The following is a 23,787-nucleotide window of genomic DNA, read 5'->3' as shown; positions in this document are numbered from 1 at the left end:
GCTTAACTGCTGAGTCAGTATCATTCCAGTGAGCTTTTAACTAGTTAGGTTTAAGCCCAGTTGAAGTGCCATGCTTAGCTCATTGCGTTCAACAATCTCCTCGACAACTTTGCCTTCATCATTGAATCGGAAGTAAGTAAGGCTAGTCCAAGTAACGTTTTTTCCATTCAGTTGGTAGCCTTTCCACTCATCAGCACCTTTAGCTCTGTGAGTGAGCGCAACAACAACTTGATGGCCGTCTTCTACGACTTTTTGAAACGTCGTTTCCAGTGATTCATATCGTTCAGTAACGTGAACTTTTAACATGGCTTCGAACTCAGAGAGGCCGTTAATTATCTTATTGCAATCAGGTCTATGGATCATCGTATTTTCAGCGAAATATTCGCCAATACGGTGAGTTTGTTTACCGTCTACACAATGCTTAAAGTAGTCTTTTACAACCTGAACTTGTTTGCTTGTCATAGTTTCTATCCTTATGTTTGTTGAGTGCCAACAATCTAATGGAACGTTACTGCCTTGAGTAGAGCCCATTTTGTAGATAGTCTGTCGACAATATGTAAACAGTGGGGTGAGTTCATGAACGTATTAACGTCTATTAAGTCATTTATTGTGACTGTTGAGGAGGGCAGTTTTACAGGTGCGGCTAAGAAGATCGGAGTGTCGAAGTCTTTAGTTAGTCGCCATGTAAGAGAGCTTGAGGCTTACCTAAATACTCGCTTATTGAATCGCTCTACCAAGTCACTGTCCTTAACTGAGGTTGGTCGTCGCTATTTTAATGAGGCTCATGGGTTGGTCGACGGCATTGAAGATTTAAATGATTCTTTGAGGTTTGATAGTTCAGAAATGGTTGGCTCTTTGAGTGTTATGGCGCCTAAAGGTCTCACTGAGATCATGTTGATGCCCTTCATTTTGAAATTTTCAAACAAATACCCAGATGTGGCGTTCAATCTCATGCTTTCAGATGGTGTTCAAGATCTCGCGACGGTTGGTTATGACATTGCGATTCGTTCTGGTGATTTAGTTTCGAAAGACTTAGGCATGATCGCGCGCACTATCTTTGTAAATCAGAACTTGGTTTGTGCTTCACCTAAATACCTAGAAAATAATACAGAGATTACAACGCCAATTGATTTAGCTAATCACACCATAATTGAAGATCCAAACCTTAAGAATGATGGTGTGTGGAGGTTTGAGTTTGGTGGGTATTTCCATGATGTAAATCTTAAGCCAACACTCACGGTAAACAGCGTGCAAGCAGTAAAGGTCGCGGTTCGTTTTGGCTATGGTATTGCAATGCTGCCAAGGCAATTAGCCGAAGAAGATGTAGAGTCTGGCGCAATTGTGGAAATCCTATCGCAGTACACGCTTAAAGAGAGAACGGTTTATGCACTTTACCGAGAGAGAGTGAATACTCCGCGTAAGGTGAAGGTGTTTATTGATGAACTATGCGAGCACTTTTCATGATGTGAATATGCACCTCGTTTTGACCACTGATACGGTAACTTTTGAGGGGAACCCTTGCAGCTAATAAGGCCGTACAGTGGTGATAGAACTTGTAGTGTGTATTGGTTTTACGTAATATTGCGTGTCATTTTTTTAGCCTGAGAAACACAATGAGAACTGAGTTATACAAAGAGTTTATGTTTGAAGCAGCCCACCATCTTCCACACGTGCCAGAAGGGCATAAGTGCGGTCGTTTGCATGGTCACTCTTTTCTTGTTCGTTTGTACGTAGAAGGCGAAGTTGACCCGCATACAGGTTGGGTAATCGACTTTTCTGAAATTAAAGCTGTATTCAAACCAATTTACGACCGTTTAGACCACTACTACCTAAACGACATTGAAGGTTTAGAAAACCCGACAAGTGAAGTATTGGCTAAGTGGATCTGGAATGAACTTAAACCAAGCTTGCCACTTTTGAGCAAGGTTGAGATTAAAGAAACATGTACAGCGGGTTGTATCTACCGCGGTGAATAAGGTTTCGATGCTGTAGTTTGTGATGCTAAAGTCTTCGATGCTGTAGATTTCAAAGATACAGCTATCAAAGATACAGCTATCAAGGCAACAGTCTTCAATACTATAGCTTTCAAGGTTATAGCCTTAAAAGCTATAATCGAACGAAAGGCGCTTACAAGAGCGCCTTTTTTGTAGCTGTCATATATGTTTGGGTGCTCTTTATACAAGCTTTGTTGTTAATGGGGTGGGGGGGTTATAGTTCCGCTTTTTATTAATAATGATTATTGTTTTACGCGGTTTGGTGGTCGATTTGTATCCAAATGTCTGTTTTGTTCAATTTAATAGCAAAAAATGTGGTTATAGCGTTGTGTTTCAAAGCTCATTCGATAAGATGAAAATACCTCTAATGACAGAGGTAGGGCAGCAATGGATACGCTGCTTCAAATACTATGGAATGTGACTTAATTATTGGACACATACATGAAATTCAAGATTACATCGCCGATTATTGAACCTACAGAAGGTTCACCACATCACTTAACGCAAACTCACGCTTCTCGTTTTACCTCTTTTAAGACAAGCTCCCCTTTGAACACCTTGTTCGACAACATCTCTGCACGCTTCTTTACTGCTTATCGCTCCTATTGTTATTCGTTTTATAACTTTGTTTCTATCTGAACTCCTTTGTCATCCGCTTGATGTACGAAGACTCACACCTATAAAAACTAAACAAATAAGTTAAAAACAATGAATATTAAAATGATGGGTAGCTCTCTAATTATCGCTGGTACCGCTCTCGGTGCTGGTATGCTTGCGATCCCAATGGTATTAGCTCAATTCGGATTGCTTTACGGCACACTGCTGATGGTTCTGATCTGTTTTGGTACCACTTACGCAGCATTATTACTTCTAGAAGCGACCATCAAAGCCGGTGGCGGTCTAGGATTAAACTCAATTGCCCGAAAAACCTTGGGCAAACAAGGGCAGTTGATTACCAACGGCCTACTTTACGCGTTATTGATTTGCCTATTGATGGCCTACATTCTGGGCGCAGGTGACTTGCTGAGTAAGTTACTGTCTAACTTTGGCGTTGAACTCACCGCGACCACGAGCCAAGTCGTGTTTACGTTACTTGCTGGCGCTGTCGTCGCAAGTGGCACCGGTGTGATTGATAAACTCAACCGTGCTTTGTTCTTCGTTATGCTTGCTAGCTTGTTTGCAACCATGGTGTTCTTAGCGCCGAGCATGACTCAAGAAAACTTGATGCAGGTAACCAGCCATGACCATGTTGATCTAATCAAAACCAGTGCCATCCTGTTTACGAGCTTTGGCTTTATGGTTGTGATTCCAACCTTGGTTTCTTACAACCACGAAGCGACAGACAAACAGCTGCGTAACATGGTGATCGTCGGTTCTCTGATCCCATTAGTGTGTTACTTATGTTGGTTGTTTGCGGTAGTGGGTAACTTGAGCGAAGAGCAATTCAGAAGCTTCAAGAACGTATCAGATTTGATGGCGGCGTTTGAGGCTCAGTCTCCTTGGGTGGGTAACGTTCTGTCTACCTTCACTGGCTTGGCGTTGTTGACCTCTTTCTTTGGTGTAGCGATGTCTTTGTTCAACCAGAACAGAGACATGTTTAACCAAAACACAGCGGTCACTTACTGCATTAGTTTTATCTTGCCGCTGGCGGGTTCACTGCTTGCTGCAGATAAGTTCCTACAAGTGTTGAACTATGCAGGTATCATCTTAGTGTTCTTAGCCGTGTTTGTTCCTCTGGTGATGGTTCATAAGCAACGCTTTATGAAGGTAGCGGAAGACAGATACAGTGCTGAAGGTGGTCGACCAATGATGCTTTTCTCATTGTTGTTTGGTTGCTTCTTGCTTATCTCTCAAGTGATTTAACCAATCGCTTCAGTTGCTGTGCCGGACAGCAACTGATATTGAGACATAAAAAAAGGAACGCATATGCGTTCCTTTTTATTATCTGCTCATTAAAAGCAGATTGATTCGAAAGCTATTAATAAACTAATGCTAATTAACAAACAACCTTAACTGCCAAACCACCTTGAGATGTCTCACGATATTTAGCGTTCATGTCTTTACCGGTTTCTAGCATTGTTTCGATAACTTTATCTAGAGAAACAGTCGGAGCAGAAGAGCGACGAAGTGCCATACGAGTCGAGTTGATTGCTTTAACTGCAGCAATACCGTTACGCTCGATACATGGAACTTGTACTTGGCCAGCAACTGGGTCACACGTTAGACCTAGGTTGTGCTCCATGCCGATTTCTGCAGCCATACATACTTGCTCTGGGCTACCACCCATAAGCTCAGCAAGACCAGCAGCAGCCATAGAACACGCCACGCCAACTTCACCCTGACAGCCAACTTCAGCACCAGAGATAGAAGCGTTACGCTTGTAAAGACCACCGATCGCGCCAGAAGCTGCGAAGTAACGGATGTAGTCTTTCTCTGTTACTGTTTGAATGAACTTATCGTAGTAAGCCAATACAGCAGGGATGATGCCACATGCGCCGTTTGTTGGTGCCGTTACTACACGACCGCCAGCTGCGTTCTCTTCGTTTACTGCGAAAGCAAACATGTTCACCCAGTCAACAACCGTCATTGGATCGTTAGTTGTTTTTTCTGACGTGATCAGTTGTTGGCGAAGTGCTGCTGCACGACGAGGTACACGCAGTGGACCAGGCAGGATACCTTCAGTATTCATACCGCGATCCATACACTCACGCATCGTTTTCCAGATGTTAGCGAAGTAAGTGCGAGACTCTTCGTCTGAGTGGAAAGCCGCTTGGTTTTTCATAACCAGTGTACTGATAGAAAGACCACTTTCTTTACACTGATTAACCAGCTCTTCCGCTGTTGTGAATTCGTAAGGTGCTTTAATTGGGTTTTCTTCTTCTTTGCCGAAGTTCTCTTCGTCAACGATGAAACCACCACCAATTGAGTAATACGTTTTTGAATATGCGACTTCGTCATCAACCCAAGCATGAATGCTCATGCCATTCTCGTGTAGAGAAAGGTTGCTAGTGTGGAAGTTCATTCCGCCGTCGCGAGGGAACGAAACAGTATGACAGTGCATACCGACAGGTAGACGTTCAGTTTCTTCTACTCGAGCAATGAAGCCTGCAATAGAATCGATATCAACACGCTCAGGAGTATTGCCAGCAAGACCCATGATGATTGCGATATCTGTGTGGTGACCTTTCCCTGTCAGTGATAGTGATCCATATACGTCCACGGTGATTTTAGTGATGTCGCGCAATTTTCCCATTGAACGTAGGTCATCAATAAATTCTTTACCCGCTTTCATTGGTCCAACTGTATGTGAGCTCGATGGACCAACACCGATTTTATAGATATCAAATACACTAATCATAGCGATTACCTCAAAAAGAGAGCCTCCCAAGGGGAGTAGGGAGGCTCATTTATTATCATTATATTTTTTGTCTAACCTCGCCATATAAGATGAATGTCATCTTATAACAAGGGCTTGAGATTAAAGAGCGCCGTAGATTACAGAACTAATAGCCGCTAGACCACATAAAGCTGTAAAGATTTGCACAGGTGCTGAAGTTTTGTACTTAGCCATAGCTGGTACTTTGTTCATTGCGAATACAGGCATTAGGAACAGGATAGCTGCAATCATTGGAGCACCCATTGTTTCAATCATGCCTAGGATGCTTGGGTTAACTACCGCAACAATCCAAGTTGTAACAACGATGAACGCTAGAGAAGCTTTCTCAATCGTGCTGATTGAAGAACCAGAGCGAGACTTGATTAGACCAACAAGACCTTCATGAGCACCTAGGAAGTGACCGAAGTAGCTAGAAGTGATTGCTGCGAACGCTACTAGAGGACCCATGTAAGAGATAAGTGGAGACTCGTGAACGTTAGCTAGGTAAGAAAGTACAGAGATGTTTTGAGATTGCGCTGTTGCTAGTTGCTCTGGAGATAGAGAAAGTACTACAGAGAAAACGAAGAACATTACAAAACCCATCAGCATCATTGCTGCGCCACCAGTGATCGCGTCAGTTTTCTTAACCGCGTCTTCACCGTATACACGACGTTGCTCTTTAGAGAACTGTGAAATGATTGGGCTGTGGTTGAAAGAGAACACGATGATTGGAATCGCAAGCCAGATAATAGAAGGCATTGCTGACCATTCTGGGCTTGTTTCCATCATTGAAGTGTTCCAATCAGGAACTAGGTAGAAAGACAATGCTAGTAGGATGAATACTAGTGGGTAAACCATTGCTGAAGTTGCTTTAAGCATCAGCTCTTTACCGAATACAACACCTGCTGTCATAGCAAGGATAAGTGCACCAGAAAGAAGAGGACGAGGAATAGATTCCATGCCCATTTGGTTTACTAGGAAAGAGTCAACTGTGTTTGTAATACCAACACCGTAGATAAGAACGATTGGGTAGATAGCGAAAAAGTAAGCGAAAGTAATAAGGTTCGCGCCAGTCTTACCGAAGTGTTCTTCAACTGTGTCTGTAATATCTGCTTCAGGGTTCTTAGAAGACAGTACGAAACGAGCTAGAGATTTGTGTGCGAACCAAGTCATTGGTGCCGCGATTAAAGCTAGGATAACTAGTGGCCAAAAACCACCCGCACCAGCTTTGATTGGAAGGAATAGTACACCAGCGCCAACTGCTGTACCGAATAGTGATAGACACCAGGTAAAATCTTTATAGTTAAACTTGCTTGTATCTGTAACGGCATTTGCCGAAGAAGTTGTTGTGTTCATGTTAAATTACTCATTTTTTGGGAACAGGAAATAAGTCGGGGCTAATTCTGCAGAATTTTCTTCTACAAAAAATAGATCTAAATCATGTAATGAAACGGCGTGTCACATGATATGCGAAAAACGGATTTTTGATCACGAAAATAGCGTGCCACAGGTGATTTATGCTCATGCTTGCTATTAGTTTATCTTATGCGAAAGGCGGGGTTGTACAGAATTATACCAGGGAAACGTTTGCGTAAAATTGGATTAATAAATCTGTTCCATGGAAAAGGCTGTGTTTGTTAACAAGGATTAAACAAAACGTAGTTTCTATGTAATCTGTTGCACTACGTGTTGCTGCAGTGATTGGATGATTTGAGCCGTAACGCCCCAAATTAGGTGCTCTTGGAAGGGCATGGCAAAAACACGATGCTTGATTTTTTTTAAGTTAACAGTGTGGCTGTGTAACTTGGCTTGGTCTAAAACATAGGTGGCGGGCACCTCAAAAATCGAAGCAACTTCGTTCTCATCGATGATGGGTTTATAGTCCGAATCGACCACTACAACAATCGGTGTAACTAAAAATTTACTAATGGTACTCAAAGTAGGTAATTGCCCAACAATTTTAACCTGATCCGATCGAATTCCGACCTCTTCGTGAAGTTCTCTAAGTGCGGTGAATTGCATAGAAGGATCGGAGAGTTCGTGTTTCCCTCCAGGAAAGCTGATTTGACCAGGGTGATGTTTTAAATGAGCGGCTCTTTTCGTAAAAATAATATGTAAACCATCCTCTCGTTCCACTAAGCCGACTACCACTGCTGCTTTACGCAATTGATCGTCATTGATATGTGAAACGCGCTCAACGGATTCTGGGTGATAGCCAACGGTAGAGTTGAGCTGGAATTGTTGAAGGAAGTTATCTTTGTTCATATAAAGCCAATATATTGATTATTATGATTTTAAGTATAGTCATAACCGTGTGTTGATTACCAATTTCGAATTTGCCTTCACTTTCCTCCGTTAGTACCGGCAATAACTGGAAATAAGAAGGGACTGGGTAGCGGCGTTTTTCAAGGTAAATGTTCCCAATCTTCTAAGAGTGACGGATTTTGCTATATTTGAATATGTGTACTTCTACTAGTAAGCGTTATCCATGTCATAAATTGGGTGATGAAACGTACATTTTCTGTTTAAGAATTTGATAACAATGACTTAGTGGACCATTCTAAAAAGAAATAGAAGAAAAGGTATGAAATGAAAGGAATCATATTCACCGAATTTTTAGAGCTTGTTGAAGACAAGTTTGGGTTAGAGCTTTTGGAAGAAGTTCTAGAGATGTCAGAAGATGAAGGGATCTACACATCAGTCGGAAGTTACGACCACAAAGATCTTGTTCGATTGATTATAAACTTGAGTAAGAAAACCGATATTGATGCAGCGAGCCTGCAACGTGTTTTTGGACAATCGGTTTTTAAGAACTTACTGGCCTCATTACCGAATAAAGCGAGCCTCGCCCATAGCAACACCACTTTTCAATTTATTCAGCACGTAGAGCGTTACATTCACGTAGAAGTGAAGAAGCTCTACCCAGATGCTGAGCCTCCACAATTTAGCTTTATCACCACGACCGAAGCGCAACTTGTTTTTGACTATAAAAGCGCACGATGTATGTCTCACGTTTGTTTGGGATTAATCGAGGGGTGTGCTGACTATCATGGTGAAACCATCGTGGTAGAAATGACACCTCAGAATGATGACCAAAGTGTGGTTAGGTTTAATCTCAAAGTAGAAAAGTGATATGGATCTGGCATCTGCCCAAGAGAAAAAACTGAAACGTCAAATAGCAGCACGGAAAGCGGCTGAAGCCTTGTTGGAGCAAAAGAGTCTCGAACTGTTTGAGGCCAATCAACAGCTTGAACTTGCGTTGCGCCAATTAGAAAAGCGTTCAAATGCGAATATTCGACGGATCGAATTCCAAGAACAAATCGACAACCTGTTGATTGATTTCGGACGCGCGTTTCTGAGGAGTGATCTCGATGACGTGATGTTGTCCCAATTGACGGCGAGTGTAACTAACAGTTATCTAATTGAAGCCAGTCGCTTGGTGTTACCCCCCAATCTAATCCCTCAGTTACAAACCCATGACTATGGTGATGAAACAGTCGAGGTAATAGAGAAAGACATTCAAGAACCTCATTGGCAAGGTTGCTTGCTTACCGTGCCATTAGAGGTCGAAAAAGTGATTGTGGGCGCGTTAATCGTTCAGGTCAGGTTGTTAGATCAAGACTACGAATTCATCCAAAGCCAACTGTTGTTAGTGACGGACCTTATCTGCAGTGCGTTAACTCATCAACTTGCGATTAACCGAAATATAGAATCACGTAAACGAGCGGAAGAGTCCGAAAGGGCAACGCGTGACTTTGTCGCCATGATTAACCATGAATTGAGAACCCCACTCAATGGTCTTCTTGGTAGTGCGGAGTTGATAAGCGACACCGAACTGAGCAGTTCTCAACGTGAGATCGTGAATAACTTGAGCCAATCCGGTGAGTTTCTTAGAACCATCATTAATGACCTTCTCGATTACAGTAAAATCAATGCGGGTATGCTGGAATTAATTCCCAAAACATTTGCACTCCAAGATTTGAAAAATACCATTGATAGTATTTTTACCAATCGAGCGATTGAAAAGCAGATCCAGTTTGATGTCAATGTAACCGATGGGGTACCCAGTCACTTCTACGGTGACTTAGAGCGTATTACTCAATTGTTCGTGAACTTAATCGGCAATGCAATTAAATTCACCGATCAAGGCCATGTGAGCGTAGAGATAAAATGGCTTAACGACCAATTTATTTTTTCTGTTGAGGATAGTGGCGTTGGTATTGCTCAATCTGCTATTAAGACACTGTTTGAACCTTTTACACAGGCCGATAACTCAAGTAGCCGAAATTACGAAGGGACAGGGCTTGGTTTAGCAATTTGTCGCAAGCTAGCTGCGTTAATGAGGGGAGACATTGAGGTGAGCAGTATTGTTGGTTCGGGTACGACATTTACCATTTCACTCCCTCTTCAAGTTGTCGATACACTGGCTGAGCGCGATAGTGTCGCCAAAGGTTTTGAGTCTGAGGTTGAATTGACATTGCTTAAAGTGCTGGTGGTTGATGATATTAAGATGAACCAGATCATCATCCAACAAATGCTACGCAAATACGAAATAGAGCCAGCGATTGCCGGTAATGGTATAGAAGGGTTGGAATTAGCGTCGAATAATGAGTATGACATTGTGTTTATGGATTGCCGGATGCCAGTCATGGATGGTTTTGAAGCGACGAAGAAACTGCGAAGTTCAGGATATAGCCAACCAATTATTGCATTAACCGCTGGTACGACAAAAGAAGAGCGAGAGTTGTGTATTGAATCTGGTATGGACGATATATTGAGTAAACCCTATACCGCTAACGACTTAGTGATAATGCTGAATAAGTGGGGCTAATAAATATCATTGCCTTTGTAGTGAGTGAATATGTAACGTTATTGATTTGTCTCTAATGTCTTGAGTATATTGTCAATGTAACAAGTGAGCTGACAATGCTATACGTTCACTTACTTTATTGGTCGCTTTTATTAATTATATTAAGGAGGTTTGAAAAACTATAAAAATGGATTCGATATGAAAAAAATGATAGTGACGCTTGCTCTAATTGCACCTTTATCTGCAGTGGCTGCACAAAAAGACCCAAATGGTTTCTATATCGGAGTAGGAGCTGGTTCAACTGAACTTGATGATGGTGGTTTTGGTAAGGCCATAACTCGCAAAACCACAACAACTGAAACTGAATCACCTTCTTATAAACTCATTGCCGGTTATCAGATCAACCGTATTATTGGTATCGAAGGCCAATATACTAAATATGGAACGTCTACAACAAAAGTAGGCAGTTCAAAAGCATTCACAACAGATTTTAGTTCAATTAGCGTTGCTGCGAATGTTGGTTATACGTTCGATATTGGTCTTCGACCTTATGCACTTTTAGGTTATAGCTTTTTAAATTCAGAAATTGAAAACAGTGGTAATAATAAATACTTTGCGACTAAGTCATCAACCGTATCTGGTATAAAAATGGGGGTGGGCGTAGAGTATGCAATTCCTGCTGCACCAGCTCTAGCATTACGTGCAGGTATTGATTGGGAAGCAGCTGATATCAAAGTGAAAGATGAAAAGAACAAAGAGTTATCTAACGTTCACACACTAGGCTCATTCTATTTGGCTACAACATACACCTTCTAGACTAGTGTTATTGAAAAGCTAAGTAGGTGATTGCCCACTTAGCTTTTTTAATATTAAAGTACTTTCCAGATTGGCTTTTTAGCTGTTTTTAATAACCCGTTTTAATAAATCTAGATTAAATTTATCTATCAGCCAGTACAGGCAATATTCTACTCAGCTTATCAAGAGTCTCTTGGTACTCAGAAGCACAATCACTATCAAATACTACACCTCCTCCAGCCCAAGCATAAAGCGTATTGTTTTCTGCCACTAACGTACGAATCGTAATGCTGGTGTCCATTCTGCCATTACGGCTGATATAACCAATGCTACCGCAATACGCCGAGCGACGATGAGGCTCTAGCTCCTCAATGATCTGCATCGCGCGAACTTTTGGAGCGCCGGTAATCGACCCCCCGGGAAAGCAAGCCCTTAATAGGTCATGTGCTGAATATTGGACATCAAGCTCTGCCCTTATCGTGCTCACTAAGTGGTGCACAGCAGGGAAACTCTCTATATCGAATAGCTTTGGTACATGAACCGATCCCGGCTTTGCGACTCGGCCAATATCATTACGAAGCAGGTCGACAATCATCAGGTTTTCTGCCTGATCTTTCTCTGCAGTTAACAGGTCTTGAGCATTGGCGTCATCAATCATGGAATCTTCAGAACGAGGACGTGTCCCTTTGATCGGCTTGGTTTCAATGGTGCCACTATTGAGCTCTAAAAAACGCTCAGGGGAGACACTGAGAATGGTGCAGCCTGCTAAACGGATAAAACCAGAGAATGGAGCTGAGTTGTACTGCTCTAACTTTTCATAAGCGAGCCATTCACTGCCTTGGTATTGGGCATTGAAGCGCTGAGCAAGGTTTATCTGATAACAGTCACCCGACAACAAGTACTCTTGAACGCTATCGAATTTATTGGCATAACTTTGTTCAGTCATATTGGATTGCCATGAGGTGGTTAATCCAAACTTCTGATGAGTTTGTTCTGCTTGTTGGCTTGGCGATTGTTGTTGAGTTAACCAATCCCAATGGGTATCAATGTTTTGCCCAACAAGAAACGCAGCTTTAAGCTTATGATCAACAATCACAGCCCATTCATACAATCCAACCGCCATGTCTGGTGCAGAAATATCACGCTTAGCAAGAGAGGGAAGAGCTTCTACTCGTCGCCCTAAATCGTAACTAAAATACCCTAAAGCACCACCAACGAAAGGCAGTTCAGGGTGCTCACTGATTGCGGGTAGTAATTGCTGCTGATATTGGTCGAGTAGTTCGAAAGGGTCTGACTCTGAAACCTCGCACGTCTCATTAACATTGACGGTCGTTTTTGCACCGATTGTCTCGAAGGTGGCGATGGGTTGAGCAACTAAAATGTCGTATCGACTATCAACGTGGCTTTCTGAGGCCGACCGTAATAGCATTGCCCACGGCACGCTTTCAATATGAGAAAACAGCTGTTTAGCTAAAGTTGATTGATATTCAAGCGGCTTGATTTGGATAGAGCGAAATTCGTTGTTATTCATTTGTTTAATTTGTGACAAAGAGTTCGATCACTGCATGGCGTGTGAGAGGAAGCAAGAGTATCATAAATTGAAAATAAAATGGGTTCTTGATTAGAACGGTGCAAACTACATGGTTTAGTTTACAGCTATGCAAGCGATTGCTAAAGCAACTAAATACAGCTCAACATAATAAAAAGCTAAGCCAACTAATCCGGTTAGACAAAAACAGTCAAACCAAGACCCCACATGGAACCAGAACAATAAAGAGGCATGCAATGACGGTTATTCGTAAGCAAGATGTGATCAGCAGTGTCGCTGACGCACTTCAGTACATTTCTTATTATCACCCTTTAGACTTTGTCCAAGCCCTAGAAAAAGCGTACGAGAAAGAAGAGAGCCAAGCAGCTAAAGATGCTATTGCTCAGATTCTTATCAACTCGCGTATGTCTGCGGAAGGCCATCGTCCAATTTGTCAGGATACGGGTATTGTTACTTGTTTCGTGAACATCGGTATGGATGTTAGGTGGGAAACGGATCAAACAGTACAACAGATGGTTGATGAAGGCGTTCGTCAAGCTTACAACAATCCAGATAACCCATTGCGTGCATCTGTCCTAATGGACCCTGCAGGTAAGCGTATTAATACCAAAGACAACACACCAGCGGTTGTTCACATTAATATGGTTCCAGGCAACAAAGTTGAAATTCAAATCGCGGCAAAAGGCGGCGGTTCTGAGAACAAAACCAAGATGGTTATGCTGAACCCTTCTGATGATATTGCAGAGTGGGTAGAGAAGACGCTACCAACAATGGGTGCAGGCTGGTGTCCACCGGGCATGCTAGGCATAGGCATTGGTGGTACGGCTGAGAAAGCCGCGGTACTCGCTAAAGAATCTCTGATGGAACACATCGATATCCAAGAGCTTATCGACAAAGGCCCAGAGAACGCAGAAGAAGAGCTTCGTTTAGATATCTTCAACCGTGTAAACAAACTGGGCATTGGCGCACAAGGTCTTGGCGGTCTAACGACTGTGGTTGACGTGAAAATCAAAACAGCACCAACGCACGCAGCCTCTAAGCCTGTTTGCTTGATCCCGAACTGTGCGGCAACGCGTCACGTACACTTCACTCTAGACGGCAGCGGCCCTGCAGAGCTAACACCACCTAAGTTAGAAGAGTGGCCAGATATAACTTGGGAAGCAGGCGCAAATACACGCCGTGTTAACCTTGATGAAATTACTAAAGAAGACGTTCAAGATTGGAAGACCGGCGAAACGGTTCTTCTATCAGGAAAGATCTTAACGGGTCGTGATGCAGCGCATAAGCGTATTCAAGGCATGCTTGAAAGTGGTGAAGGTTTACCAGAAGGCGTCGACCTGAAAGGTAAGTTCATTTACTACGTTGGCCCTGTTGATGCTGTGGGTGATGAAGCGGTAGGTCCTGCTGGCCCGACAACGTCTACTCGTATGGATAAGTTCACCGACATGATGCTAGAAGAAACTGGCATTATGGGCATGATTGGTAAAGCAGAACGTGGCCCTGCGACCGTTGAATCAATCAAACAACATAAGTCAGTTTACCTAATGGCTGTTGGCGGCGCCGCTTATCTTGTTGCAAAAGCAATTAAGAAAGCACGTGTGGTTGCGTTTGAAGATCTCGGTATGGAAGCGATCTACGAGTTTGAAGTTGAAGATATGCCGGTAACGGTTGCGGTTGACTCTAATGGCGTGAACGCGCACCAGATCGGCCCTGACACGTGGAAAGTGAAAATTGCTGAAGCTGAAAAAGCATAATTAACCGACGCCAAAAAATTGTAATTGTCGCTAACTTCAGCGTTTGAATTGCAAATCTTGACAGAAAGTTGAAGACAAAAGTGCAGCATTATTTGCACTTTTGTCTTATTATCAATGATATAGTGATAAACACATAGTTTGATATAAGAACATAGGAGAGAGGAATGCCTCGTTTTATTCAGATCCTACAGATTATCTTGGCAGTGGTGATTGGTGCTTTTGTTGGTTACGACCTGATCTTGAAAGGGATCAGTATCTTTGATAACAAATACGTGACGATTACTTGTGCACTTTGGCTAATCGCAGAGATTGCACTGTTTGTTATCTACAAGTTGATTGAAGACGATTAAGAGTCAGATATCGCAGACAAATTCTAAAGCCCCTGATTATGAATGTAGTCAGGGGCTTTTATTCATCTAGCATTAAGAATGGGTATTGCATACTCACCACTATTAGTAAAAGAACAAGCAAAAGAAAAAGCAAAAGCATACAAACAACCCTAATAGGGAAAGAACATAGGCTAGCCTATCTATTATCATAACCGACTGGCCTAATTATCACGGAGTCGTTCAAATGAAACACCTAACTCAAGAAATGAGTGACTTTATAAGCAGAGGAACGGATTCTCACATTCGAGTAGCGGTCACGGGGCTTTCTCGTGCGGGTAAGACAGCATTCATTACTTCGCTGGTTAATCAGCTTCTTCATACGTCTACCCACAAAAATCTGCCTCTACTTGCATCGGCGAGAGATGGCAGAATTATTGGCGCAAAGCGCATCCCGCAACAAAACATGATGATCCCACGTTTCTCTTATGATGAAGCAATGGAGTCGTTGAATGCACAACCACCAGAATGGCCAGTGCCAACGCGAGATGTTAGTGAGATTCGTCTAGCAATTAAATATAAGCCAGCTAAAGGCGCAAAGAAGCTGCTGAGCAAAAACAGCACCCTTTATCTCGATATTGTTGATTATCCGGGCGAATGGCTGCTTGATTTACCTTTGTTGGACATGGATTTTGATACTTGGAGTCAATCTCAATTTGCCGCGTTGAAAGACGATAGAGAAACCTATTCGCAACAGTGGAACACAATACGTGGCGACATTGACTTGCTAGCCGAAGCAGAAGAAAAGAAACTGGTCGCGATTGCCGATAGCTATACTCAGTACCTTCATACTTGTAAGGATAACGGATTGCACTGGGTACAACCGGGTCGATTCGTGTTGCCGGGTGAGCTTGAAGGCGCGCCTGTGCTGCAATTTTTCCCGTGCGCTGCTCCCGAGGGTAAGTTCTCAAAAACCAGCAACTATGCGGTTTTAAAAGCGCGTTATGAAGAGTATCAACAGAAAGTCGTAAAGGCGTTCTATAAGAATCACTTTGCCACGTTCGACAGACAAATCGTGCTGGTGGATTGCTTACAACCACTTAACGCAGGCTATGACTCTTTCATGGACATGCGTGGTGCGTTAGAACAGTTATTGAAGAGCTTTAAGTACGGGCGAAGCAATATGCTAAGACGCTTGTTTGCGCCGAAGATTGACAAGATCTTGTTTGCTGCCACTAAGGCTGACCATGTGACACCGGATCAACATCCGAACTTGGTATCGCTGTTACAGCAGATGGTACACCCTGCTTGGCAACAGGCGGCGTTTGAACACATCGACATGAGTTGCATGAGCATTGCGTCTATTCAAGCGACCAGCGCGGGTTATATCTCGTCAGGCTCAGACAATGTTCCGGCGTTGCAAGGTGTGACTTTGGATAATGTCCCTCAAACCATGTATCCGGGAGAGGTGCCGCGTAAACTGCCAAACAAACAGTATTGGGAAACCAACCAGTTTGATTTTACGAGCTTTAGGCCGATGGAGCAGCACTCTGACGAGCCTTGTCAGCATCTGAGAGTCGACAAGGTTTTAGAGTATCTCATTGGCGACAAGTTGAAGTAATTGAGGTAATCAAAATGAGTGAATTAAAAACGAAACAGGTCTTTGATGAACCTTTAAAGACCTCGTTCGATGAGCCGGATAAGAATGAAGTTACCCCAGATTTGGGTGCTCAAAAGTTATTCACGGAACAAGAGAAGTTTGTGCCCGTTGCACCACAAGTGGAAACCGACCTTGATGGAGACGCTGAGCTGCAATTGGAACAAGTGATTCGACCGAGCAAAAAGAAGAAGTGGTTTGGAACGGGCTTACTTGTCGCTTTCTCTGGCCTAGTCGGATGGCAGGCGATTGACTCTGTCATTACAGCTATTCAAACCGCTGACTGGCTAGCTTTAGGCTGGGCTGGTTTTATCGCTGCCATTGCTTCATTAGGTTTAGGCGCAATAGGCAAAGAGTTGTGGAAGCTGCGTTCGCTGAAAGACCATTTCAGTGTGCAAGAGCAGAGTGAAGAGCTACTGCAAAGCCAGAGTGTTGGTAAAGGTAAAGCGTTCTGTGAAAACATTGCTAAGCAGGGCGGTATAGTGGCTGAGTCTCCTTCGTACGATAAGTGGCGAAATAGTATTAATCCGGCGCACAGTGATGCAGAAGTGTTGGATATGTACGATGCGTTGGTTGTTGCTCAGCAAGATAAAGTGGCGACTCAAATCGTCACTAAGTTCTCGACCGAATCGGCGGCTTTGGTTGCAGTGAGTCCATTGGCTGCTGCTGATATGTTGCTGGTGGCGTGGCGTAATTTCACCATGATAGACAAGCTTGCTGATGTGTATGGCATTGAGCTTGGCTACTGGTCTCGTATAAAGCTATTTAAACTGGTGTTAATCAACATGGCCGCTGCAGGAGCCAGTGAACTCGCGATTGATGCGAGTATGGATCTCGTCTCGATGGATCTTGCAGGCAAAGTCTCAGCTCGAGCTGGGCAGGGGCTCGGTGTCGGCATCCTCACTGCGAGACTGGGCTTAAAAGCCATGACATTGCTGCGTCCTATGCCTTGGCATAGTGAGCGAAAAGTAAAACTATCCGACCTTCGCAAAGCCGTCCTTTCTGAAATAAAGCGCATTACCTTAAAGTAAAGCGAAGTGCTTAAAATTGAAATGTAGGAAATAAAGCGAATTACCTTCCTATAAAGTCTATATACACAAGGAAGTTGAGTGATTTGCGAGCGAAGAGTAAACATATGTTTACTCTTCTTCTTGACTGAACTTAGAGCTTAATTCACACTACTGTCAACTTATCCTGACACCTATAATAGGACTATTTGTGCGTCTTGAAGTATTGTGTGAAGACAGACTCGGCTTAACACGTGAGTTGCTCGATATCTTGGCCTCAAAAAGCATTGATTTAAGAGGAATCGAAATTGATGTTAAAGGTATTATTTACCTAAATTGCCCGGATATTAATTTTGATGCTTTTAGTGAACTTATGGCTGAAATTCGCCGAATTTCAGGTGTGAAGGATGTACGTAAAATCCAGTTTATGCCAAGCGAAAGGCATAACACAGAACTGATTGCCCTGCTGGCAAACCTACCTGATCCTGTGATTGCGATTGACCTTAAAGGCTCAGTCGACATGGCAAACCACGCTGCATTGAACCTCTTCAACAAACAAGAAGAAGAAGTGATCGGTGAGCCACTAGCGACGTTCGTTCCTAGCTTCAACTTCGCTCGTTGGATTGAAGGCGATGTAACGCGTCATCGTGAAGTCGTGGTGCTAGATGGCCTAGATTTTTCTATTGAAATTCTGCCTATTTATCTAGGTGGTGATGTCAACGAGGCGGTACTGGCGAGTGCAGTAATGACGATTCGTTCTTGTAACCAAGAAATGAACGCGCCAGACGCCATCCCTGAACAGAATAACCTAGGTTTTGAACACTTTGTTGGTGTCTCTAATCGCCATAAAGCCTTGATCAGTCAAGCTAAGAAACTGGCTATGCTAGATCAACCTCTGCTTATTGAAGGGGATACAGGTACGGGTAAAGAGATGCTGGCGAAATCGTGTCATAACCGTTCAAATCGATCTTCTTTTCCATTTTTGATTCTAAGCTGTGCATCAATGCCTGATGACGTAGCAGAAACGGAATTGTTTGGACATGCACCGGGCTCATTCAACCATGAGCAAGGTCATAAAGGCATCTTTGAACAAGCGAATGGCGGTACGGTATTCTTAGATGAAATCGGCGAAATGAGCCCGCATCTACAAATCAAACTGCTGCGTTTCCTACAAGATGGTTCATTCCGTCGTGTTGGTGAAGAAGAAGAGATGCACGCGGATGTTCGTATTATCGCATCAACGCGCCATCGCCTTTCTGAATTAGCCGACTCGGGCTCGTTTCGTGAAGATCTGTTCTACCGCTTGAACGTACTGACTTTGTCGATTCCTGCTTTGCGTGAACGTTCAAACGATGTTGCGCCATTACTGGAGCTATTCGTTGCAAAGTACGCACAGCAGTTAGGTATGTTGAAACCAAAGTTGACTCAAGAACTAATCGATCAATTAGGCAACTACCAATGGCCGGGCAATATTCGTCAGTTAGACAACATGGTTCTACGTGCACTAACAGAGTTGGATTCAGATACGTTAACGGTTGAGCAATTCCACCTGCCACAGCTTGACACTATGACTGCTGGAATGGCGAACTTAAGCTTAGACGGCTCGCTTGACGAGATCATGAAAGACTATGAATCTCAGATTTTAGAGAAGCTTTATCAGTCTTTCCCATCAAGCCGTAAGCTTGCTAAACGTCTGAATGTTTCTCACACCTCAATAGCGAATAAGCTTCGTGATTACGGTATCAGAAAGAGTTGATGATATTAGACTGCTAAATTCGGTAAGAGTGAGGCGGTAACGTAAAAAGAGACAAAAATAAGAACAAGACTATGGAAGATTCGAGTACGCAGCAACGTATTGATAAACGTGATGGCAACCTAATTTTACGAACGGCTGAGATCTATGATGCGAGCATGATCAGTGAGTACTTTCAGGTGAACAGAGAGTACCTTAAGCCTTGGGAACCGACCCGAGAGGATGCGTTCTTTGACAGAGCTGATTGGGCTCAACGGCTGATTAAGTTAAACGAACTCCATAAATTGGGGCTAGGCTATTATTGCTTGTTGATTAATGCCGATTCAAATGAAATGTTAGGTACCATATCGTTCAGTAATTTGTCTCGTTTCCCGTTCTACGCTTGTAATGTCGGTTACTCATTGGCGCAAAGTGCACAGGGCCACGGTTACATGCGCAGAGGCTTGAGCATGGCTAAAGACTACATGTTTGATGTGCAGAACATGCACCGCTTAATGGCGGGCTATATGCCTCACAACGAACGAAGTGCGGGTGTATTAGAGCATCTTGGTTTTGTTCGAGAAGGTTTTGCCAAAGATTACCTACAGATTAACGGTAAATGGGAAGATCACGTGTTGACGGCACTGGTAAACCCAAACTGGCAAGATAAACGCTCCGTGTGAGTGTAAAACATTGAATTTAGATACAGCGGAGAACATAAATAAAATGAAGTCATCGCTGTATCGAAAGAACATATAGGCATGGTAAGCCCATAAGCCTGAGTAGATATTTGAGGAATTTTGATGTCATATACAACTTTGGAAGAATACCAAAGAAAATGGATTTTCACTCACCAGTCAATGCCACTACCCGCTGAAGATTTGGAAAAGATAAAACCAATGACACAGGCGAGAGCATCTCAGTTTTGGAAAGAGAACGTGAGCCCTCAAAGCCCGGATGCAGAAAGACTAAGTTCGCAAGATTGGCCAAGCAAAGCGTCGAACTGGAATGAAGAGATCAGCTGGATGGCAAATTGGGAAGCCGATGAACCTGAAATGCCAGAAGAAATCCTTAACTTCATTGATTGGCAAGATGACGTAACTGTTTATTTTTGCTATGAAAAATACAATGTACTTGAAACCAAGTGGTCGGTTTTCAAGAAGCATTGGAAAAACTTTTTGTTCTACGATGATGGCCCGATTCTACTAGGTCGCCGCCGTTCAGAAGCACTTTGGTTTGCTACAAATGGTACCGTTAAAATTGGCAACCGTGCTTAAGTTCGGTGTGATTTAATCGAGCGAGTGTTGACGATCCAATCAACAGATAGACAGACAAAAAGCGAGCATTGAGCTCGCTTTTTTTATGCCTAACGATCTTCGAAGATCACCGGGAGGAAACGATTATTTTACCTCAGCTGAGGATGACTATTTTTACAGACATAGAGGCAGTTAAATTTCGAAATTGAGATCGCTATCTCATTGGCTTAGTTGAAGTTTTGTGGGGTTGAGCTATCTTTATATTACTGCCTTAGTGGAGGTGAAGTATTATGATTTGGGATACTCTCGAACGTGTAAATAAACTTCGCAAGGAAGCAATGGAAGATCCAGAGTTTTTGGATTCAGCAAAAATGCATGAGGAATGGCTTTTAAGCGAAACTCATAATCAATTGAACCAAGGAGCTAAAGAGAAGAAACCGAAAAAGTTATCTGATATTTATGAAAATACGGATTTTCCTATCAACCCAACAGGAACGAAACATTAACAATGATGAACTGCAATACGGCTAAGGCTCTTAACCAAGATGCGATAAGTCGACTAAACATACCAGCCTTAAGCCACCAATAAAAAAGCCACTTTCAACGAATCGAAAGTGGCTTTTTCTTTTCTCGTTAGCTTCTTTACTCATTAACAACTAAAGCTAATCGTTTTTAAACCTAGTTATTAATCAGGCTCAAGCCGCTTGGTAATGCATCACCAAATACGCGTTTAGACTCGCTCTCAGAAAGTTCAGTGACTTCACTCACTAGCGTTAGCCATGAATCAGGTACCTTGCTTTGCTTTAATTTATCAAGAACTTGAGCACGGTAGTCATCAGAGATATCGAACTGTCGGTCACCTGTCTTGCGGCAAATCATCACTGCCGCGAAAGCAATCATTTGCTCTTTCTGCCAATTCTGGTCAAGCAGCTTTGGTAACCACTGTTCTGCTTGCTCTCTTGGAATGACGCTGTGTTGGCTTCCGTATAAAGGTGTACGAGACGCTAAGCGACCCAGAGCCCACCAGTGAGCCTGTTCGAACTGATTATGGTTAATTGCTTTGCTCAAGAACCATGTAGCCAATAGAACTTTATCTTCCACCTCGAGTTGCTCAAGGGACGCTGCCAATCTCACCATGGCTTCATAGCCATTGTCTTGCGCATCTTTCGCTGTCTTAGGGTTCTTCATTGCACCTGGGTGAAGGTACTTCGCGATATCAGCCAAGATGGTTTCTTGCTGTTCTTGATTCAGGCCACCCGCAACACGACGCCAGAATACCCACCAGTCCGTCCAACCTTGGTGGTTCTGGAACTGAATGTTTTGTTGGTAAAGGCCCCAAATTTGTTCGATACGCCATGAGTCAGTCGGATCGCCAAAGCCTGGACGCAGCGAGTAACCCGCCAAACGCAGCCAGTTCTTCTCGTGTGCTTCTGAACGACGACGGCGTTTACGACCTAATGAAAAGGTATCAAACAGATGGCGAAGGGTCGTGAAGTCCCATTCATCACGCTTACCGAGTCGCTTCTCAAGATCTTTCGATAGTGTTTTGATCTCTTTCGATTCAGCACTCTTCTTGTTGCCGCTGTACAGACGAGAAATCAATTCCTTACATTCATCCAGTCTTGGGTGAAGTTTAGCGGTATCAGACTCATCACCTTGCTTGTTTCTTACTTCGAACTCAAGCAACCAACGCTTAGTGTCATCTTCCGTACTCACACATTCCATTTTCAATGTGCCGACTTCGGTTAACTGACAAGCAAGCAACACTTCAACACGCTCTTTTTGGTTGGCTTGGAGCTCTGCAGTACCTGAACCTTCCAGTGTTGAAATATACGGTGGAAGAGGGGAGAACAAGTCAGCGTCGACATTGACCATCACACCATTTTGAATAGCGGTGTCATGAGCAATTTGATCGTGGGTTGAAGTCAGTAGATTAAATCGTACTGGCTCACCTAAAGTCAGCGAGAAACGACGGCTGTTTAAGCGTATCTCTTGGCCTTCTTCAGTACCTTTGGCAAGCAGACAAAGCGCTTTGCCCATCTTGTTCTTCTCTTGTAGATGCAAGAAGTAAGAACGAGCGGCACCGCCACCGATTTTCAGTTGTGCACCACGGCGTGCTTTACCAAAAGCTACAGCACCAAGGGCTACAGACCAGTCAGGGTGAGGGTTATCTAAGACGGTGATTGGTGCACCGTTCCAATTGCCAAGTAACTGAGTAATTCGCTCTGTTACCAGTTCACTGTTGAACACACCACCATTGAGTAGCACACCAACAGGAATTGCAGGTTTGGTATCATCAAACTCAACAGAGTCTGACTTTTCCAATGCGGCTTTAGATACTTGCTGGTGGGTCGCTAGGAATTCGGCAACGTGCTTACTTACAGCAGGATCTGCTGCGTAGGGCAGGCCGAACTCAACCACCGCGCTGCGGCGTTTGTCTGGCACTTCAGTGAATTCAGAAAGTGGGAAGAAACCTTCCAGAGCAATCTGATGAACTTCTTGTTTGGTTAAACCAATACTCTTGGTACCACCAAGCAGTTTTGAACCACTGCCCAGCATGGTGATCTTTACATCGTCTGGCGCATCAGCAGAAAGCAGGCTCTCTTTTGCGGCGCGAGTCTGCTGAATAAGCTTGGTTAGGCTAGACGCATTCAGCTTTTTGTTTTGATTGAAGCGTTGCTCTGCAAGGTGAGCAAGGGCCAAATCGAGGTTATCACCCCCTAGCATCAAGTGTTCGCCGACCCCGATACGGTCGAGTGCGAGCTCTTGGTCATCGCTATTGCTTGAGTTGAAGCTAGCTTCGATCAAACTTAAATCGGTAGTACCGCCACCAACATCACACACTAGAATCAGCGGGATCTGTTGAAGTTCATCTGCAGCGGTTTGTTGGTGGCGTGCATACCAGTCATAACAAACGGCTTGAGGTTCTTCGAGCAATAGAATCTTACCTAAGCCAGCCAGAGCAGCGGCTTCGAGTGTCAGCTTACGTGCTGTCTCATCGAATGAAGCAGGAACGGTGACTACAACGTCTTGGTCTTCAAGCTTATTGCTTGGATTACGGTAGTTCCATGCTTGACGGATGTGGTTCAGGTAGCTTGCACTTGCGACAACAGGAGACACCTTATCGACGTCAGTTGCGCCTGCCCAAGGAAGAATGTCGGAGTTACGATCAACCGCTTGGTGAGATAACCAGCTCTTAGCACTGGATACTTGGCGGCCTTCAACTTTTGCGCCCAGTTCGCGAGCCCACTCACCAACGATGACGTTTTGAATATCGCCTTCAACTAAGTTCGGTTCCCAAGGCATGGTGAGATCGGAAGGGGAGATCTGACCTTGTGCGGGATGATAACGAAATGATGGAAGTAGCGGCTTGCGAACCACTTCACCGGGGCCGATGAGTTGGTCAATATCGAAAAGAGAAACGGGAGCATGTTGTAGGTCGTCGTTGATTTCACAGTAGGCAACCACAGTGTTGGTTGTGCCTAAGTCAATGCCGACTAAAAAACGAGGAGATGCCATACAAAACCTTAT

At 43.6% G+C, this 23,787-nt stretch carries 21 protein-coding genes; 15 read left to right on the top strand and 6 right to left on the bottom strand.

Annotation, left to right across the window (positions count from 1 at the left end; all coding sequences use genetic code 11):
- Positions 1-36: 36 nt before the first annotated feature.
- Positions 37-462 (bottom strand): ester cyclase, encoded by a 426-nt coding sequence (locus tag ACED60_RS12480; protein ID WP_371727685.1) that lies wholly within the window; start codon positions 460-462, stop codon positions 37-39.
- 114 nt (positions 463-576) lie between these two features.
- Here ACED60_RS12480 and ACED60_RS12475 point away from each other — a divergent pair, with 114 nt between their 5' ends.
- The 4 genes from ACED60_RS12475 to ACED60_RS12460 all read left to right on the top strand — a co-directional run bounded on the left by ACED60_RS12475 (position 577) and on the right by ACED60_RS12460 (position 3,857).
- A complete protein-coding gene (locus ACED60_RS12475) occupies positions 577-1,464 on the top strand; it encodes a LysR family transcriptional regulator (RefSeq protein WP_009847039.1) in 888 nt (295 codons plus the stop codon).
- 149 nt (positions 1,465-1,613) lie between these two features.
- Entirely contained in the window at positions 1,614-1,976 is a 363-nt protein-coding gene (queD, locus tag ACED60_RS12470; RefSeq protein WP_009847038.1) for a 6-carboxytetrahydropterin synthase QueD, read from the top strand.
- Between the two features lie 459 nt (positions 1,977-2,435).
- Complete coding sequence (locus ACED60_RS12465; protein ID WP_017103791.1) at positions 2,436-2,633, top strand: hypothetical protein; 198 nt, start codon at positions 2,436-2,438, stop codon at positions 2,631-2,633.
- An 81-nt stretch (positions 2,634-2,714) separates the two neighbouring features.
- Positions 2,715-3,857, top strand: a complete 1,143-nt coding sequence (locus ACED60_RS12460) for an amino acid permease (protein ID WP_009847037.1) — start codon at positions 2,715-2,717, stop codon at positions 3,855-3,857.
- A 133-nt stretch (positions 3,858-3,990) separates the two neighbouring features.
- Here ACED60_RS12460 and ACED60_RS12455 read toward each other — a convergent pair whose 3' ends face one another.
- The 3 genes from ACED60_RS12455 to ACED60_RS12445 all read right to left on the bottom strand — a co-directional run bounded on the left by ACED60_RS12455 (position 3,991) and on the right by ACED60_RS12445 (position 7,635).
- Entirely contained in the window at positions 3,991-5,352 is a 1,362-nt protein-coding gene (locus tag ACED60_RS12455; protein WP_009847036.1) for an L-serine ammonia-lyase, read from the bottom strand.
- 120 nt (positions 5,353-5,472) lie between these two features.
- Positions 5,473-6,726 (bottom strand): aromatic amino acid transport family protein, encoded by a 1,254-nt coding sequence (locus ACED60_RS12450; protein ID WP_009847035.1) that lies wholly within the window; start codon positions 6,724-6,726, stop codon positions 5,473-5,475.
- 309 nt (positions 6,727-7,035) lie between these two features.
- Positions 7,036-7,635 (bottom strand): CoA pyrophosphatase, encoded by a 600-nt coding sequence (locus ACED60_RS12445; protein ID WP_371727684.1) that lies wholly within the window; start codon positions 7,633-7,635, stop codon positions 7,036-7,038.
- Between the two features lie 324 nt (positions 7,636-7,959).
- On the opposite strand from ACED60_RS12445, the gene ACED60_RS12440 reads away from it, so the two are divergent.
- The 3 genes from ACED60_RS12440 (at position 7,960) to ACED60_RS12430 (ending at position 10,996) form a co-directional block, all read left to right on the top strand.
- The gene (locus ACED60_RS12440) at positions 7,960-8,502 is read left to right on the top strand and encodes a heme NO-binding domain-containing protein (protein WP_017096742.1); all 543 of its coding nucleotides are present in this window, start codon (positions 7,960-7,962) and stop codon (positions 8,500-8,502) included.
- 1 nt (position 8,503) lies between these two features.
- Positions 8,504-10,201 (top strand): ATP-binding protein, encoded by a 1,698-nt coding sequence (locus tag ACED60_RS12435; RefSeq protein ID WP_009847032.1) that lies wholly within the window; start codon positions 8,504-8,506, stop codon positions 10,199-10,201.
- Between the two features lie 177 nt (positions 10,202-10,378).
- The gene (locus ACED60_RS12430) at positions 10,379-10,996 is read left to right on the top strand and encodes a porin family protein (protein ID WP_009847031.1); all 618 of its coding nucleotides are present in this window, start codon (positions 10,379-10,381) and stop codon (positions 10,994-10,996) included.
- Positions 10,997-11,117: 121 nt separating this feature from the next.
- Here the strand turns inward: ACED60_RS12430 and pabB are convergent, their stop codons facing one another.
- Complete coding sequence (gene pabB, locus ACED60_RS12425) at positions 11,118-12,506, bottom strand: aminodeoxychorismate synthase component I (RefSeq protein WP_371727683.1); 1,389 nt, start codon at positions 12,504-12,506, stop codon at positions 11,118-11,120.
- Positions 12,507-12,760: 254 nt separating this feature from the next.
- Here pabB and ACED60_RS12420 point away from each other — a divergent pair, with 254 nt between their 5' ends.
- The 8 genes from ACED60_RS12420 to ACED60_RS12385 all read left to right on the top strand — a co-directional run bounded on the left by ACED60_RS12420 (position 12,761) and on the right by ACED60_RS12385 (position 20,762).
- On the top strand, positions 12,761-14,278 hold the full coding sequence (locus tag ACED60_RS12420; protein ID WP_029222862.1) for a fumarate hydratase: 1,518 nt from the start codon (positions 12,761-12,763) through the stop codon (positions 14,276-14,278).
- A gap of 164 nt (positions 14,279-14,442) precedes the next feature.
- On the top strand, positions 14,443-14,628 hold the full coding sequence (locus ACED60_RS12415; RefSeq protein ID WP_004734731.1) for a hypothetical protein: 186 nt from the start codon (positions 14,443-14,445) through the stop codon (positions 14,626-14,628).
- 223 nt (positions 14,629-14,851) lie between these two features.
- On the top strand, positions 14,852-16,225 hold the full coding sequence (locus ACED60_RS12410) for a YcjX family protein (protein ID WP_371727682.1): 1,374 nt from the start codon (positions 14,852-14,854) through the stop codon (positions 16,223-16,225).
- Positions 16,226-16,239: 14 nt separating this feature from the next.
- Entirely contained in the window at positions 16,240-17,292 is a 1,053-nt protein-coding gene (locus ACED60_RS12405) for a YcjF family protein (RefSeq protein WP_371727681.1), read from the top strand.
- Between the two features lie 187 nt (positions 17,293-17,479).
- On the top strand, positions 17,480-19,024 hold the full coding sequence (gene tyrR / locus ACED60_RS12400) for a transcriptional regulator TyrR (protein ID WP_102249796.1): 1,545 nt from the start codon (positions 17,480-17,482) through the stop codon (positions 19,022-19,024).
- Between the two features lie 71 nt (positions 19,025-19,095).
- Complete coding sequence (gene rimJ / locus ACED60_RS12395) at positions 19,096-19,683, top strand: ribosomal protein S5-alanine N-acetyltransferase (RefSeq protein WP_009847025.1); 588 nt, start codon at positions 19,096-19,098, stop codon at positions 19,681-19,683.
- 120 nt (positions 19,684-19,803) lie between these two features.
- On the top strand, positions 19,804-20,277 hold the full coding sequence (locus ACED60_RS12390; protein WP_029223788.1) for a DUF2947 domain-containing protein: 474 nt from the start codon (positions 19,804-19,806) through the stop codon (positions 20,275-20,277).
- A 269-nt stretch (positions 20,278-20,546) separates the two neighbouring features.
- Positions 20,547-20,762 carry a hypothetical protein gene (locus tag ACED60_RS12385; protein WP_009847023.1) on the top strand — a complete coding sequence of 72 codons (216 nt, stop codon included), beginning with the start codon at positions 20,547-20,549 and terminating at the stop codon, positions 20,760-20,762.
- 172 nt (positions 20,763-20,934) lie between these two features.
- Here ACED60_RS12385 and ACED60_RS12380 read toward each other — a convergent pair whose 3' ends face one another.
- Positions 20,935-23,775 (bottom strand): Hsp70 family protein, encoded by a 2,841-nt coding sequence (locus ACED60_RS12380; RefSeq protein WP_371727680.1) that lies wholly within the window; start codon positions 23,773-23,775, stop codon positions 20,935-20,937.
- Positions 23,776-23,787: the final 12 nt, after the last annotated feature.

The sequence above is a fragment of the Vibrio sp. 1F279 genome (genome assembly GCF_041439815.1).
GTDB classification, from domain to species: Bacteria; Pseudomonadota; Gammaproteobacteria; order Enterobacterales; family Vibrionaceae; genus Vibrio; species Vibrio tasmaniensis_A.
This window is presented reverse-complemented; position numbering and strand designations above follow the sequence as displayed.